Source organism: Roseibacillus ishigakijimensis, from assembly GCF_016595415.1.
GTDB classification, from domain to species: Bacteria; Verrucomicrobiota; Verrucomicrobiia; order Verrucomicrobiales; family Akkermansiaceae; genus Roseibacillus; species Roseibacillus ishigakijimensis.
In genome coordinates, this window is the sequence record NZ_JAENIO010000020.1 from 37,464 (window position 1) to 53,711 (window position 16,248).

Consider the following 16,248-nt stretch of genomic DNA (forward strand, 5'->3'; position numbering starts at 1 on the left):
CCATGCGACCTTGGAAAAATTTGTTTCAGAACGCCCCTTTCGCAATTGGGGCGTTTTTTTTGGTCTTTGTCACCCTGAGCTGCAAAGAAAGCGAGTCCACCGCCGAGTGGGTGGTGAAGCCAGCGGAAGAACAAGTCGCCCAGGACCCTCCCCCGGAATCACGGCAAAACACGCCGCAAGCCCCGCCCATTCCCCCGTCCTCCGGGCACGAGGTCCGCTTCCTGTCCTACAATTTGGAAAATTACCTGACCATGCCTCGTGGTGAGGAAGAGCGCCCCAAACCCGAGAAAGAAATCAGCCCCCTTATCGAAATCATCGTCAGCGAGCGTCCCGACGTCCTCGGAGTTTGCGAGATTGGCAAAGAATCCGATCTGCAGGACTTGCAAGAGCGCTTGGCCGCCGCAGGCCTCTCCCTGCCCTATCACGAACATGCCGGGGGCTCCGACGACACCCGACACCTCGGCCTTCTCTCGCGCTACCCCATCGTTGCCCGGAACTCCCAGGCCACCCTCGACTACCGGCTCTCCGGCCGCACCTGGCTCATCAATCGGGGCATTCTCGACGCCACCATCGCGGTCGGCGACCAGCAACTGCGCTTCCTGGGAGCCCACCTCAAGTCCAAGCGCGAGATCGAAGCCGCCGATCAAGAGCTGATTCGGCTCAATGAAGCCCGCCTCTTGCGCAGTCATGCGGAGGAAATCCTCACCAGGGCCCCGGAGACCCGCCTGCTGGTTTACGGCGACTTCAACGACACTATCAATTCCCCCGCCCTGCACACCTTGCGCGGGGAGCCCAAAGAAACAACCACCCACCTGCGGGACTACTATTTCAAGGATTCCCGGGGCGAACTCTGGACCCACTTCTGGAATTATCAGGACACCTATTCCCGATTCGACTATGTCCTTTATTCAGAGCCCCTCAAGTCTCATTTTTACGGCAAAGGTTCTTACATCGTCGACCATGAGAACTGGTGGCGGGCCTCCGATCACCGCCCCCTGATGCTCGTCATCACTCTTTAGTCGTCTCGGTGCCGACAGGTGGCTCAGTTCCCGCCGCCCCCTTGGAGTCCGGTGAGTCCGGTGAGTCCGGTGAGTCCGGTGAGTCCGGTGAGTCCGGCAATTTCGCCGGTAATGCCGGCGGGGCGGGAGAGAGGGAGGAGGGCACATTCGCAGAAGGGGCCAGGGCCGCCGAGGCCTTGGGGGTGGCATCAGCAAAGGAGGCCACCAGCCCCATTCCCACGGCCCCGAGGAAGCCCGCGTAGCCCGTAGTCACCCCGGCCGCCATTCCCACCACAAAAGGGGTGAAAAAGATCAAGCCGAAGACCATCCAGCTGGGCTTGATTTCGTAGTGGTGGACCACGAGGCGGATGCGGGAACGGGCGATGGCCAGGCCCATCACAGTGTAGCAGTAAAAAACACCGAAAGCATTGCAGTAGAAGAAAAAGCCCACTTCCCCCTCGCGGGCCGCGCTCGCGGCCACCGTGCCCAGCAAAGAAAGGAGAAAGGACCCGAGGAAAAAGACGAAAACCCCGATACGGGCCGCCATGCCCGGGAAAGAGGAAGCCCCCAGAGCCCCCGCCGAAATGATGGCCGAGCCCAGCACCACCGATATCGCCAGAGAGATATTCCGCCCCACGTCCACCCCGCCCATGAAGTAGCGGACAATGACGTAAGGCAACAATGAGGAGAAAATCAGGAGACAGATTCCCCAGATAACGAGGAACTTGCCACCCACAACCTGCCAGCGGGTAAGCGGAGTCATCTGCAAGAGCTCATGATTGCCCTCTTCCAGCTCCTGACCCATGAGAACCAGCCCGCCCAAAGGCATGGCGAGAAGACATATCAGCCCCACCACTACCCAGAAAGGCCCGGAATACATCTCACCGGGAAAAAAGAGGAGCAAATTGAGGGGACCGGCATAAGCCGTGGATCGCTCGATGTCTTCAATCCTCATTTGAAACTCCCACCCCAGGGCCGCAACGACAAAAAAATGAATTCCGGCAAAAATAGACAAGAAATAACCCCGCCGCAGACCTTGTCGCAACTCCTTGACCAGCATCGGGCCTAAACGCTCGGGCAAATCCCGCGCTTTCCACCAGTCTTTCGTCACCGCCATCACCAAAAGCCTAATGACTTCCCTCCCCAGGGAAAGCGGGAAAAAGCTTCTTGGGAAAGTCGCCGCCGGACGCAGTCTCCGAGAAACACAATTGCAAAACAAGACCCCTTCCCTGCACGACAGATTTTTTTTGCTTCGCTCTTCTTTCCCGGCGGGAAATAGCCCACACTCCGCCCGTGGCTCTGCTGGACGTTACCAATTTGACAACCCGTTTTCATACTCGCGATGGCGTCGTCCACGCGGTGGAAGACGTTTCCTTTTCGGTCGAGAAAGGCCAAACTCTCGGCATCGTGGGCGAATCCGGCTCCGGGAAGTCAGTGACCTGCTATTCACTCCTGGGCCTCATCCCCAAGCCGCCCGGCCGCATCCATGCCGGCCAAGCCCTTTTCGACGGTATCGACCTCCTTTCCCAAAGCGAGAAACAGCTGCGTTCCGTGCGCGGGAAACGGATCTCGATGATCTTTCAGGACCCGATGACTTCGCTAAACCCCTACCTCAAGATCGTCGACCAACTCATCGAGCCCCTGGCCTTGCACGAAAACATCCGCGGGGCCGAGGCTCGCCAGCGCGCCATCGAAGCCCTCGCCGAAGTCGGCATCCCCAAACCCGAGAGCCGGGTGGACAGCTATCCCCACGAATTCTCCGGCGGGATGCGCCAGCGGGTGATGATCGCGATGGCCCTCATCACCCGTCCGGAACTCCTCATCGCCGACGAGCCCACCACCGCGCTGGACGTAACCGTGCAAAAACAGGTCCTCGACCTCATCAAACAGCGGCAACGCGATCTCGGCTCCGCGGTGGTCCTCATCACCCACGATCTGGCGGTCGTCTCCGAAACCTGCGATCACGTCAATGTGATGTATGCCGGTCGCATTGTGGAGAGCGCCCCGGCGGCCAAGCTTTTCCAAAATCCCCGCCACGCCTACACCCGGGCCCTGCTGCAGAGCATCCCCGCCAATCAAAAGAAGGGTGAAGCTCTTTACACCATTGAAGGTCTCCCTCCCAGCTTGACGCAACCCCCTTCCGGCTGCTCCTTCCGCCCCCGCAATACCCTGGGCGATGCCAGCCGCTGCCTGACAGAGCACAGCCCGGCACTGGCGGAAGTCGCCCCCGGGCACTTCGTGCAAAATTGCCCCGGCTGCCTCGCCTAGGCCCACCCAACTCCCCCAAAACCCTGACCCCAAGCACTGGAGAGTGGCTTGCAGGATCCCCTTGTCTCGCGCCCTCCCCGGCCCCGCCGACAGTCGGCATGGTCGACGAGGGCGCTCTTTTACCAGTTCAGAATCACCTCTTTCCCCTTTGACAAGGCCTTATTGGCGACCAAAGTTCCCCAGCGGCATCTGAACCAAAAACAAGAAAAACTTGGCAATTTCAAGCGCCAAACTCACTTCTTGTCTTTACAAATGACTTACCAAGGCGATAGTTTATCTGTAAACATCGATGAAAGTGGGTGAGAGCGCTCCTCGCAGGTGCCACCCTCTCGAATCTCGCAAAAAAGAAAAAATCCGTTACTAAAAACAAAAAACGACGGAAAGCGGAATGTCGAGAAAACACAAAAAGAACAGCGGGTTCCTACAATCAAAATCTCGGCAAAAGTGATTTACTACGTCAAGACATCGATTTGTTTTCAAAAATCCCAAAAAACCTATGAGACGAAAAACCCACCCCCCTACTCCGCAGAAACCCTCCGGGTTCTCTCTGGTCATCACGGTGACGTTGATGATTCTTCTTTCGCTGATTGCCGTGGGACTTCTCAGCTTGTCCTCCAGCGTGCTACGCTCCTCGGCGAATGCCAGCACCATGATGCGAGCCCAGGCCAATGCCCGCCTGGGCCTCATGATCGCGATTGGCGAGCTGCAAGAGAACCTGGGGCCCGACCGCCGTATTTCGGCCAATGCCTCCTCCGTGCTGCCTGATGCCAACGAACCTGAACTCCTCGGAGCTTGGGAAAGCTACCGTTGGGATGCGGAAGCGGGAGGCCGTCCCGATTACAGTGGGAAACGCAGCCTCTTCGGCCGTTGGCTGGTCTCGACGCTCGACTCCGAGAACGCCACCAACACGCGTCTGCCCAGCGGTTCGCTGCCCAACGCCATTCAATTGCAACGTCCTTCTCCCGGGGCAGGACAGACCCAAAGCGATGGTCTGCGCGGCTCCATCGTCCCTCTCGGCACCGATGACAACAGTGCCTTGGGCGGCTATGCCTATGCCGTCATCGACGAAAGCCAGAAAGTGCCCATTGATACGCCCCTTGATTTGCCGGAGGAAACCTACGAGGAAATCGCCTTCCGCACCTCGCCTCCGAGGGCCCGCCAGGAGTTGATTCTCGATGAACTCGACCCTGAGAACGTCGCTTCCCCGGAAACACTGGTCAGCCTGCCCACCGCCGGTTTGGCCACGGGCTCGGAAAACATTCTCAACTACCAAGGGGCGCTCACTACCGGCACCTACTCCCTGCTCACCGATGTAGTGGAGGGAGGATTCAAGAAAGACCTCACCACCGCCTTCGAGTCGAGCAACGTTGATCTTGCCGACATCTTCGATCGGGACTCCCTCTACTTCAGTCCCGATGACGGGGCCTTGCGCTGGGACTATCTCAAGGATCATTACCTGCATTACCGGGACCTTTCCCAAACCGACTCCGGAACCCCCGAGAAAAATCTCCGGAGCGAATTACGCCCCAGCCGGATTGGGACTTATCTCGACCCCGAGGAAGAGCGCCTCCTCCCGGTCATCTCCAAGTTCCAACTCATTTTCTCCATGGTGACCCACTATGCCCACATCAGTGAGCGGGTGACCTTCTTCAATCAGAATGGCGGCAACACCAACTATGGGGTGCCCCATCTCGTCTATGACCCCGTCATCACTTTGTATAACCCCTACGACGTTGCCCTTAGCTTGGAGCAACTGCGCGTGCGCATCTGGGATCCTCCCATCTTGTTTGGTTTCAAAAAGAATGGTGCCTGGCTCAGATCCCAACACGCGAGAGGGGAACTCCACGGCTTGGCTCGTTTTCAGATTGCCTACGAGAAAGACCCCAATGCCCGCAAATACTTCACCCTTTTCCTCTCCGAGCGGGACCGCCGGGGCAGCCCGGGCGACCCCATCACCCTCGAGCCTGGTGAGGTCCGCGTCTTTTCTCCTTGGGTGGAAGACGACTGGACCTGGGGATTGGAAACCGGTAGCGGAGACTACTCTCCCCGGGCCTTTTTCGATTGGGATGCCCGCAATGAATTCGGCAACATCGACGGACGCACAGGGAATCGCCTGGGGGTGGAGAGCATCCCCGGCTGGGACACTCGGGCCGGCTTCCAAGTAGACCACTTGAGCTACGGAGGAGACCGCCCTCCCGCGACCCTGTATGATTTCGAGCGCAATAATGGGATCGGCCAAGGCGGCTGGCTGGGCATTCGCATCACTGACACCGTCTCGGTAGTAGCCAAGCCCGGTCGGTCCAACGCCAACCGACGCGTGCCGGACTTCGCCATCGACATCCTCGCGGGCAGTGGCCGGGCCGGCAGCAACTTGGAAGATGTCTCCACCGACCTCGTGCGCAGCTACACCTTCGATTTCAACAATGTGGAGGAAGAGCTAGGCGGCACGCTTGTTCGTCCAGAGATCGAACGCACCTGGCGGGTGCGGGACCTCTTGCAACGCCCCAATGACAAGAGTGCGGGAGGAAAGACCCCCTTCGCCATGTTGACCATGAGCGCCAAGACCACGGTCGATGATTACGATATTGCCAAACCCTGGCTTCATAACCATCCCGTGGTGGAAGGTTTGGCCCAAGACACCGGCCGGGTCGGCAATGCACTGGACACCTATGATCTGCGGGTGGATGAAATCGCCTCCTTCAGTGATGCGGTGCAGTTTGAGGACAGCACCGGCCGGGGTTACTACGGAGCCAGCAGCCAGGCCCAGCTCGGCACCACCAATGTGCCCATGTTCCGTGTGCCCGTCACTCCTGCAGCCAGCTTGGGCGATCTCATTCCCGGAAACTTGGCACCGAGCTCGGCCCTGCCCCGCGTGACCCATCCCCTCGGTAATTCCCGGGCCCATCCCCTCATCTCCAGTGGCTCGGTGACCAATTCCCTCACGGGAGGAGACCGCCGGATCTTCGGCAGCGGCTTGATGCTGGACCACAGCTATCTTCTCAATGACGCCCTTTGGGACCGCACCTTCTTCTCAACGGTTGCTGACTTCGCCGGGGACCTGGCTCCCCGCCGCGATGCCCGCCAGATGCTGGAAGGGTTCTTCCAAGGAGAAGAATCCTTGCTGAACTCCCGCCTCGCACCCCTGAATCCCGAGAACCAGAAGCCGGAAGAACTGGCTGCCAGCTTGATGGGAATGAACGAGGAAGAACGTGTCGAACGCATCGCCGGCTCCCTGGCCATTCGCGGAGGCTTCAATGTCAATTCCGACTCCTATGAAGCCTGGAAAGCTGTTCTCAGCTCGGTCCGCGACCAGGCGGTGGTCAGCTGGAGCCTGGCGCGATCGGAATCGGAAGGCCGCAGCGCCTTCCCCCGGGCCACCCTACCTCTGGTGGATGACAACGAACGGATCAATGGCATTTCGATGGAAAACAACCGTGCTTGGGCCGGCTACCGGAGCTTGAGCGATCAACAAATCGAAGCCCTGGCCACTTCCATCGTGGAGCAGATTCGCCGCCGGGGTGAGCAAGACCTCGCCCCCAGCCTCTCGCTGGCCGAGTTTGTCAACCGCCGCATCGACGGCTCCGGAGCACTGCACAGCGTGGCCGGACTCCTCGAGACCGCCATTGAAGAGACTGGCCTCAACGAGTCTTTTTACGGAGACTACTCTCTGCGCGTCTCCGGAACGGACAGCTTGACCCCGGCCGACCTGACTGGCCTGGCCGAACCTGCGGCCCGGGAAGGTCAGACAGCGGAGGGCAGCCCCATCGCCCTCACCCAGGGAGATTTGCTCATGCCTTTGGCCAGCTTCATCACCGTGCGCGGCGACACCTTCCGCGTCCGAGCCTATGGCGAAGCGCGGGAAGGTCGCAATGGTCCCCTGGTGCGCGCCTGGTGCGAAGCCACCGTGCAGCGGACCCCCGACTACCTCGACCCTGCTGATGAGAATCATTTGAGCGAGGACGAACTGACAAGTGAGGTCAACCAGCGTTTCGGACGACGCTTCCGCATCACTTCCTTCCGCTGGCTTTCGGAGGACGAAGTTTGATTTTCCCTCCAGCCAGCCTTAGCCTGCCCTTCCCCTTATTGACGACATGAAATCCGCCCTACTCCCAATCGCCCTACTCCCAATCGCCCTGCTCTTTGCCTTCCTCCTTCCCCTCGCGGGGCAGGAGGAACCGGAGGAACAGCCCAAGACCCTCATCCGAGCCCTCGCCTTCGAGGCCCGCCGGATTCCCGCTCCCCTCTATGCCCATTCTCCCTCCAGCCAGGGAGCGGAAGGAGTGGAGCTGGAAGTCAAAAGCTATCTGAACCATGTGCAGCAAGAATTGCCTCTGAGCAAAAACGTGATTCTGACCACCTCGGCGGATCCAGCCAGTGTGGAAGACGACAAACTGGTGGTGGGCAAGACGGCCCTGCCGGACAACACCCAATCCGTCATCCTCATCCTCTTGCCCGCGAAAAGCGAGGGAGGGGGACAAAAGTTCCACCTTCTCCCCATCCCTGACTCGTTGCGCGACTTTCCCAAAGGCTCCTTCACGGTGATCAACCTGAGCCCGGCCGATCTCCGCATCACCCTCGAGAAAAGCGGTTTCGAAATCGGCTCGATGAAGGCCAAACTCATCGAAGATCCACCGGTGAATGCACGCAATGCTTCCGCCATGACCGCCTGGAGCAATGTCGGCGGCGAGTGGGAAAAATTCAGTTCCTCCTCTTGGGCCCACCCCGGAGGAAAACGGGAAATCCAGATTGCCTATATGAATCCCCGCAACCAGCGCCTCGACATCAAGGGAATCAAGGACATTGCCATTCCCGGAGACGAATAAACACAAACCTCTCATGACCCTGACCGCTCCCTGCAGCCCGGCCCTCACCAGAACCGCCAGCCTGCTGGGAGCGTTTCTGTGTGGGGTGGGCTCCCTCTCTGCTCAAGAAAGCGCTTTTCCCGTCGCGATCTCAGTGGAGGCCAACCGCCCGCTCACCGAATGGAAACCCATTTGGCGCTTTTTCGGGGCCGACGAGCCCAACTATGCCACCATGCCCGATGGCCGGGCCTTGTTGGGTGAATTGGGGGAGATGTCCCCCGATCAGGTCTTTTTCCGCACCCACAATCTGCTCACCACCGGCGACGGCACCGCTGCCCTCAAGTGGGGCTCGACCAATGCCTACACCGAGGACGAAGCGGGGAATCCCGTCTACGACTGGACCATTGTCGACGGCATCTTCGATGCCTACCGCGAGAAGAAGGTGCGCCCCTACGTGCAGATCGGGTTCATGCCCGAGGCTCTTTCCAGCCGCCCGCACCCCTATCGCCACAGTTGGACGCCACGCGCCAAGTATGACGAAATCTACACCGGATGGACCTTTCCCCCCACCGACTACCAAAAGTGGAGTGACCTCGTTTACGAATGGACGAAGCATTGCGTGGAACGCTATGGCAAAGAAGAAGTCCTGACCTGGTATTGGCAGACCTGGAACGAGCCCAACATCGGCTATTGGCGCGGCACGGATGAGGAATTCTACAAGCTCCACGATCTCTCGCTGGCTGCAGTGCGTCGAGCCCTCCCCGGGGCCAAAGTGGGCGGCCCCGACCTTGCGGGGGGAGCAGGTGGCGACTATCTGGAGCGTTTCCTCCGCCACTGCCAATCCGGCACCAATGCCGCCACTGGCGAGGTGGGCACCCCCCTCGACTTCATCTCCTTTCATGCCAAAGGCTGGCCCGAACACGTGGAGGGACATGTGCGCATGGGAATGGCCAACCAGCTCCGCGACATTGACGGCGCCTTCCGCGTGGTGAGCAAGTTCCCCGCCTATCGCGACCTCCCCCTCATCATCGGCGAGTCCGACCCCGAGGGCTGCGCGGCCTGCCAGGGAGACAACCTGGCCTATCGCAATGGCACCATGTATTCCAGCTACACGGCGGCAAGCTTTCCCCGCAAACTCGAACTCGCCGCCCGCCATGGAGTCAACCTCGAAGGGGCGCTCACTTGGGCTTTCGAGTTTGAAAACGAGCCCTACTTTGCCGGCTTCCGCGCCCTCGCTACCCGGGGCATTGACAAGCCCGTGCTAAACACCTTCCGCATGATGGCGAAACTGCGCGGTCAACGGGTGGCCGTCCGGAGCGAGGGCGAGGTCTCCCTCGATGACCTCCTCAAAAAAGGCGTGCGCGAAGAACCCGACGTCAGCGCCGTGGCGACTCGCGATGGCGACCGCCTGGCCGTGATGCTCTGGCACTATCACGACGACAACGTGCCGGGCCCCGAAGCCGAAGTGACCCTGCAACTCTCCGGCTATGCCGCGCAGGAGAAATCTCTCACCCACTACCGCATCGACGAGAGCCACAGCAACGCCTACACCCTCTGGCTGGCTTTCGACTCTCCGCAAAACCCCTCCCCTGCACAAATCGCGGAACTCAAGGAGGCCGGGCAGTTGCAAGAGTTCCACGACCCGACCACGGTCCGGACCAGCGGCGAGGATTCCCACCTCACCGTGACCCTGCCCCGCCAAGCGGTCTCGCTCTTTATCTTCGAGTAAAGCCCGACCTGACGGGCAAAGACCTGACCGATAGGGGGATATCAGGGCTCCGTGACCTGCAGGCGGAAAAAGCGACGCACATCCCCCTCTCCAAGGGTCGGCACCACTTCTTCAACCGCATCCGCCCGGTAGTCTTCCGCCCCGGACCAATCGCGCCACAACTCCCAATCGCCCGCCAGACTGGTGCTGCTCCAGAGTTGATAACGCCTGAAGGACTCGCGCCGAAAAGCCAGCTGGCCCTCTTCCCCAAGGGTCAAGGGATGAAGGCTGGCGGCCTCCGTGGGGTCGCTTTTCCAAAGATACTCCTCGTAGTTGCTCAGTCCGTCACCATCATCATCTTCTTCCCGAGCTCCGGTAAGCGCGTAACCCGCCGCCCAGTCGGCATAGAGATTCCGCTCGGGCAGTTCACTCTCGATCCAAGCCGTCAACAAAGCCACCCCTTGGTCATCGACGACACTGGAGGCTAGGGGCGGCATCCGGGTGTAACCCTCCCGCTCAGCCATGCGACTGACCACCACCGAACGGGCCACCTCACCCGGCACCACCAGGCGATCGGCGGCATGCCGGGGGGCCGCGACCAAACCCCGCACCAACCCGGTTTCCTCCAGAGTGAGTGGCGAGCGCCCGTCCCAGCCGGAAGCCCCTCCTCCCGGTTGATGACAATAGGCACAATTCACCGCGAGATAGGACCGCACCCGCTCTTCGAGAGTGGCCTGTGCCTCCTCATAACCCACATGCCGAGGCAAATCCCCAACCGATTCCAATTCGTTGCCCAAGTAACCGGCTTCAGCAAGCAGAGCCAAGACATTCCCTGCCGAGCCATGAATCTGTCCCTCCCGATTGAGTTGCCGCGTATTAAAGGAAAGCGCCAGCCCTCCCGCTGCGGTGTGACAAGTGAGGCATTGCCCGCGGCTGGGAACACTCCAAATCAGCTCCTGCAATATGCCCTCGACCTCCACCGAAAGCGGAAAACTCTCCCCTCCATCCGCGACGAGCGAAGCCTCCGACTCTTCCTCGTTCCAGCGGTAGCTGACGCCGTAGAGGCCGGTCTCATTCTTGACCAGGATTCGGGTTTCAATCCGACGCGCACTTTCGGGAACCCCTCGCACCGATTCCATCTCGAAGTGCTTCACCCAAATCTGACCGCTGGGAAAGATCCAAGGCTCTTCCCGCCGCCAAGTCATCGTCATTTCCTCCGCTGGGAGGGAAAACCAGCGCTGTTTGCGAGCGTGATCGCTCCAAAAGGTCAGTCGGGGTTCGTAGGGCAAAAGCCCTGGCTGCGGAGCAAGGGCCGCCACCTCGGCAAAGAGTCCCGTCGCACTCAAGGTCTCGGGAAAAGTTCCTTCCGGCGTTGCTGCCACCAATCTCTTGAGGCCATAGCTCTCACTATTCGCCGCCCCCGCAGGAGTATAGGTAATGAGGACATCCCCATTCGAGGGATCATGCCCAAAACTCGAGATATAGGACAGGCCTCCAATCCTCTCCACCATGACCGCGCCCTCGTCGCGAGCCAAGGCCCAGAGATGCCCACTCACTTGATCTCCAAAGAGGTATTTTCCTGATAATTGCGGGATGCGCTGTCCCCGATAGACCACCCCTCCGGTCACCGAGTTGCCCTCGAACAACGGATCCCCCGCCGCCGCGGTGTGCTCGTATTCATACAGGGGGTCGATGGCGATCTCGTTGAAGTTGGCTGGTTTCTCCGGCCAACCGGCATTGAACTCGGTGACGTCGTGGGCACCTTCGCGAAAGACCCAACCGTAGTTGCCTCCTTTCTCAATGAGGTTAATCTCCTCGTAGAGATTTTGCCCGACATCCCCGACCCAGATTTCGCCAGTCTCCCGGTCGATGGAGAATCGCCAGGGGCTGCGTAACCCCACCGCATAAAACTCGGTGCGAACCTCAGAAGAGTCGACACTTTGGTCCAAAAATTCCGTGGCTTCTACCCAGGGATTATCCGCAGGAACCGAATACCGGGCCAAGCCCTCGTCAGTAGGCACCGCCGGATGGGGGTTGGGCTCCAAGTTGCCTTCCCGCTTGTCGACATCAATGCGGATGAGCCCCGAAAAGAAATCTTTATCAATGCGCTGACTATTGAGGCGAAAATCAAAAGGATTCTCTTCATCTCCCAAAGACAAATAGAGATAACCATCCGAACCGAAATGAAGATCTCCTCCCTGATGATTGGCCCCCTCGTCGAACTGCTCCAAGAGAATCAATTCGGAGGAAACATCCGCCTGAGGAATCGCTTGCTCTCTCTCCGCTAGGGGAACGGTGAAGCGCGAAAGCCGCTGGAAAAATCCCAGCCCAGCCTTTCGCACGGTGTAGCTCGCAAAGAAGTAGCCATTGACCTCATACTCGGGGTGAAAAGCCAATCCCAGGAGCCCCAGCTCCTGATTCGCCCCTCCCTCGATCGTCTCGTTCGGATCGCGACCGGCTATGGCTTCGTTTAAATCCAATACCACCCCCGCCGTCGCGCTACTCGCAGTCACGTCAGGAATCACCTTCACCCCCCCCCCGATTTCGCTCACAAAAAGCCGCCGCTGATCGCCCGGAGGGCTGGCGAGCGACACCGGCCGATTAAAGAAAAGCCCCGGGAAAGCGTCAACTACGGCGAGTTCCGTAGCAGGTGGTTCCAAGGGCAAGGTGCTGGTCACCGGACCATTGAGACGCAACTGGTCGGTGAGCTGCAGGACCACCTCTCCTTCAACCAATTCTCCCCCAATGCCCGAGATGGCGTAAGTGAAGCTCACCGGACCCAGCTCCTCTCCCGCATGTCGATAGAGAATTTTTCCGCCAGGCAGGACTTCCGCCGTTCCCACGGAAGGAGCCCCGGCAATGGTGAGAGTCTCAGCCAGAGGCCCGCCCTGATCGTTGGCCAGGACTGGCAGGACCACCCTTTGGCCGAGATGCAGGGGACTCCCATCGGCCACGGCCTCCGGCACCGGGAAGATGAAATCCGGTCCGTTGCTGAAACTGCTCCGAACCTCGCGGTGACTGATCGCGCGATCATAGATGCGCAGTTCGTTGATGCTCATCGCCGAATTATTGTCAGCTCCCCAGTTGGAACGACCGATCCAGTTGTTGACATCATCGAGGTCCCGGAGCCGGAAAGGCACCTCGATGCTGCCCTGCAATTCACCCTCGCGATACCACTTCACCAGGCAGCCTGATTCTCCCCCCGCCCCCGCCTCCACCGTCATCACATAATGATACTCCGTGCCCACCTCGGTGAGGGACGAAAGGTCGGTATTCCTCCCCGTCTCCGCCCCTCCATTCAGCTTGGCCCCCAGCCGTTGCACCCCCAGCGTGTTTTGCACATTGAGGGAAAGAAAAAGATTGTCACTCGCCTGATACCCCTCCGGAACAAATTCATCATCGATAACTTCCCCTGTTAACGTGCCTTCTCCATGGGTGGTGGTGCAATTACCGAAGTCAAAAACCCGTTGCCAGTTGCTCCCCCCTTCCCGCGGAGTGAGCCAGATTTCCACACTGAGATCATCATATCGGGAAATGAGACCATTCGGCAGGTCCAGGTAGGCCGATATCTCCTCCGCCGTTTGATAGCCGTTGCCATTGCCCGGCAAGACCAGCTCCCGTCCGGTCAAGCTGCCCCCCTGCCCCCGCAGAGTGGCCTCTTCCCCCACCCCCGAATCCAAAAAGGTCTGCCCCGGGGGCGCACTCCCGGGAGCGGTGTTGAAGTCCCACTTCCGCACCGGCACCGGAGCTGGCACCGGAGGCTCCGGAGGACCACTGTCCGGATCCGGTCCGGAAACATAACTCGCAAACACTTCCCCGGCGGTGAGGGATTGCCGATAAATACGTAGCTCATCAAGCGCGAGGTGTGAATTGGAATCCCCGGTATACATGGAACGCCCGATCCAGTTGTTGACGTCGGCCAAGTCCACCACCCGAAAATTAAAGTCATCGCTATTCTGCAAAATACCATCCCGATAGTAGCTCACCCGACAGCCATTGGCCCCAAATTCACCCACCTGATCCTCGACCACCAAGACCATGTGATACTGCTCTCCCGCCACCGTTTCCGCCTGCGAGGCCGTGAAGACGGGGCCGTTGTCAGCAAACTCCCCTTCCAGCTGCTGGGCATTGAAGTCGTCGCCATTGTTCAGGGTCAGCGAGAGATTGTCATAGGCTCCCGTGAATCCCGGAGCCACTGGACCATCGAGGATTTCCCCCGGCAAAGCTCCGGCCCCACTGGTCTGCACGGTGCGACCGAAATCGAAAAGCCGCTGCCAGGTTCGGGACGAGAGCGGCCTGACCCAGGCCTCAAAGGTGACATTGGCGGAAGCCGAGAGAATGCCGTTGGAAAGATCGAGATAGGCGGACAAGCTGCGCTCCGGCTCATTCCCGGTCGTGGTGCCAGGCAAAACCACCTCCCGCCCATTCAGAGCCCCACCTTGCCCTCGCAAAGTCGCCGTCCACTGCCCCCCGATCTCGTCCACAAAGACCTCCCCCGAGGGGAGTTCGGAATTTGCCTGCTGGTTGAAAGTCCAAAGATGGTCCGCTTCAGGCAAGTCAACCGCCGTGAGAGAATCCGGCCCCGCCGCGAAGTTCTCTCCAATTTTCTCCGCAGAGAGCACCTCGTTCCAGATACGAAACTCATGGTAATTCGCCTCCGCGTTGAAATCATTGGTCCACTGCGAACGCCCAAGCCAATTGTTGACATCTTCAAAGTCCTCCAAACGGAAATCGACATCCACCTGATGGAGAAGCTCGCTATTGCGATACCAGCTTACCCGCCCGCCCGTGGCGCCGAATAGCCCCACCCCGTCGGCAAAAGTCATCACGTAATGATAGGTTTGCCCCAAGGCGGTGACGCGCGCGACATCTTGCACCGCCCCCGGAAGGGCGAAGTTTTCCTCCTTCACGGTGAGCATCCGCATCTCCTCCTCGTCATTCCCGACTGCAAAGGTCATCGCCAGGGTATCCTCCCCCGCCGTCGCCCCCGGGATAGAACCCTGGCCGTTGATATCGACGATCTCCCCTTCCGCGGCCTCAGGCCCACTGGTGTCCTGGCTTCGGCAGCGCCCGAAATCGAAGATCCGGTCAAAATTCTCCACCCCCAGAGGAGCAGCCCAAACCTCGACGGTGAGATTGGGGTGGGCGGAGATCAAACCATTGGGCAAATCCAGATAGGGCGACATGAACCCGAGGGAATGGTTGCCATTGGAAGTTCCCGGCAGATGCAAGGCCGCCCCGGTGAGAACCGCGCGCTGCTGAAACTCGCCCCGCAGAACGGCTTCTTCTTGCGCAATGGAATCGAGAAAGAGTGTTCCGCTGGGAACTTCGCCCGGAGCCTCGTTGAACGACCAACGATGGAGCAGTTCGCCGGGGCTCAGAGGAGCCCCGAGGAGGGTCGCGGCCAAGGCAAGGGACAGCCGGAGAAAGAATTGGGTTTTCATGGCAGGAAGGAAATCGATTCACATCGATCGGTTGATTTTTACCGAAACGAACAGCCTTCCGCGAGAGCTAAGTTTCGCGAATTCCCCTAAGGAACAGGGCAATTTCGTCTCTACCATGTAACGAAGCAGGCAACCCCTTCTTAGAAAGAGTCGCCTTTATACCAGCAACCCTACCATTTTTTCCCAGAACCCTGAGAGAGCGGAACGCTACTTCTTCTTCCCCCGGCGGAACCGGCCCCGATACTCGCGCGGAGACAGGCTCATCATCTGGGTGAATTTCTTCGAAAATGAGCTGTGGTCATAGAAACCGACATCGAGGGCAATCTCGGTAATGGGCTTGGTGGTGCTGGAGAGCAGATCACAAGCCCGCAGCACCCGCAGCTTGATGAGATATTGCTTGGGCGTGGTCTGAAAAGTCTCACTGAAGCGCCGCTCCAACTGGCGCACGGAGAGCCCGGCCATCTTGGCCAGTTCATGCACCGAAACTTTCTCGGCATAGTTCTCGCTCAAATAATCGATCACAGGCGCCAGGTTCAGATAAGGCTGAATCTCGGCCTGCGCTCCTTTGAAGCTCCGCACCATGCCGCACAGCCCGGCCACTTCACCCGAACGGTTGAAGAGCGGCACCTTGTCGGTCACGAACCACTCGGGATCGCCCATCTGATTGGGAAAGAGTTCCACGATGCCGGTGATGGCCTTGCCACTGGCGATCACCAGCCGATCATCCTGGGAATACTTTTCGGCCAATTCCGCCCGAAAAATCTCGTGGTCGCGTTTTCCCACCAATTCCGCTTCGGATTGAAAGCCGCACCGCTGCACGAAAGCCCGATTCCCACTCATCAGCCGCAATTCCGCGTCTTTCGCAAAATAGAGCATGTTGGGAAGATACTCGAACAGCTCGCGCACCGTTCCGGGACGCACATCCTCCAACCAACGAGAGACAATATCCTCGGCAGACATGGCGAAATTTTACCAACTTTCTTCCCCACTTGGCAAGACATTCTCCGCTCCGCGGTTCCGCCGCTCAC

8 protein-coding genes are annotated in these 16,248 nt (G+C 59.4%); 5 read left to right on the plus strand and 3 right to left on the minus strand.

Going from position 1 to position 16,248, the window contains the following annotated elements:
* Positions 1 to 2 precede the first annotated feature (2 nt).
* Complete coding sequence (locus tag JIN78_RS09290) at positions 3 to 1,019, plus strand: endonuclease/exonuclease/phosphatase family protein (protein ID WP_200391685.1); 1,017 nt, start codon at positions 3 to 5, stop codon at positions 1,017 to 1,019.
* Here the strand turns inward: JIN78_RS09290 and JIN78_RS09295 are convergent.
* The gene (locus JIN78_RS09295) at positions 1,009 to 2,115 is read right to left on the minus strand and encodes an ABC transporter permease (RefSeq protein WP_200391686.1); all 1,107 of its coding nucleotides are present in this window, start codon (positions 2,113 to 2,115) and stop codon (positions 1,009 to 1,011) included. The genes JIN78_RS09290 and JIN78_RS09295 overlap by 11 nt on opposite strands.
* A 176-nt stretch (positions 2,116 to 2,291) precedes the next feature.
* Between JIN78_RS09295 and JIN78_RS09300 the strand changes: the two genes are divergently transcribed.
* The 4 genes from JIN78_RS09300 (at position 2,292) to JIN78_RS09315 (ending at position 9,797) form a co-directional block, all read left to right on the plus strand.
* Positions 2,292 to 3,266 (plus strand): ABC transporter ATP-binding protein, encoded by a 975-nt coding sequence (locus JIN78_RS09300; protein WP_307832990.1) that lies wholly within the window; start codon positions 2,292 to 2,294, stop codon positions 3,264 to 3,266.
* A 496-nt stretch (positions 3,267 to 3,762) separates the two neighbouring features.
* Positions 3,763 to 7,311: a hypothetical protein gene (locus JIN78_RS09305; protein WP_200391687.1), complete on the plus strand. Its 3,549-nt coding sequence runs from the start codon at positions 3,763 to 3,765 to the stop codon at positions 7,309 to 7,311.
* 46 nt (positions 7,312 to 7,357) lie between these two features.
* Positions 7,358 to 8,089: a hypothetical protein gene (locus tag JIN78_RS09310; RefSeq protein WP_200391688.1), complete on the plus strand. Its 732-nt coding sequence runs from the start codon at positions 7,358 to 7,360 to the stop codon at positions 8,087 to 8,089.
* Between the two features lie 13 nt (positions 8,090 to 8,102).
* A complete protein-coding gene (locus tag JIN78_RS09315; RefSeq protein WP_200391689.1) occupies positions 8,103 to 9,797 on the plus strand; it encodes a GH39 family glycosyl hydrolase in 1,695 nt (564 codons plus the stop codon).
* Between the two features lie 41 nt (positions 9,798 to 9,838).
* Here the strand turns inward: JIN78_RS09315 and JIN78_RS09320 are convergent, their stop codons facing one another.
* Together JIN78_RS09320 and JIN78_RS09325 are read right to left on the minus strand one after the other, a co-directional pair.
* Complete coding sequence (locus JIN78_RS09320; RefSeq protein WP_200391690.1) at positions 9,839 to 15,220, minus strand: LamG-like jellyroll fold domain-containing protein; 5,382 nt, start codon at positions 15,218 to 15,220, stop codon at positions 9,839 to 9,841.
* 207 nt (positions 15,221 to 15,427) lie between these two features.
* Positions 15,428 to 16,180 carry an AraC family transcriptional regulator gene (locus JIN78_RS09325; protein WP_200391691.1) on the minus strand — a complete coding sequence of 251 codons (753 nt, stop codon included), beginning with the start codon at positions 16,178 to 16,180 and terminating at the stop codon, positions 15,428 to 15,430.
* Between the last annotated feature and the right edge of the window lie 68 nt (positions 16,181 to 16,248).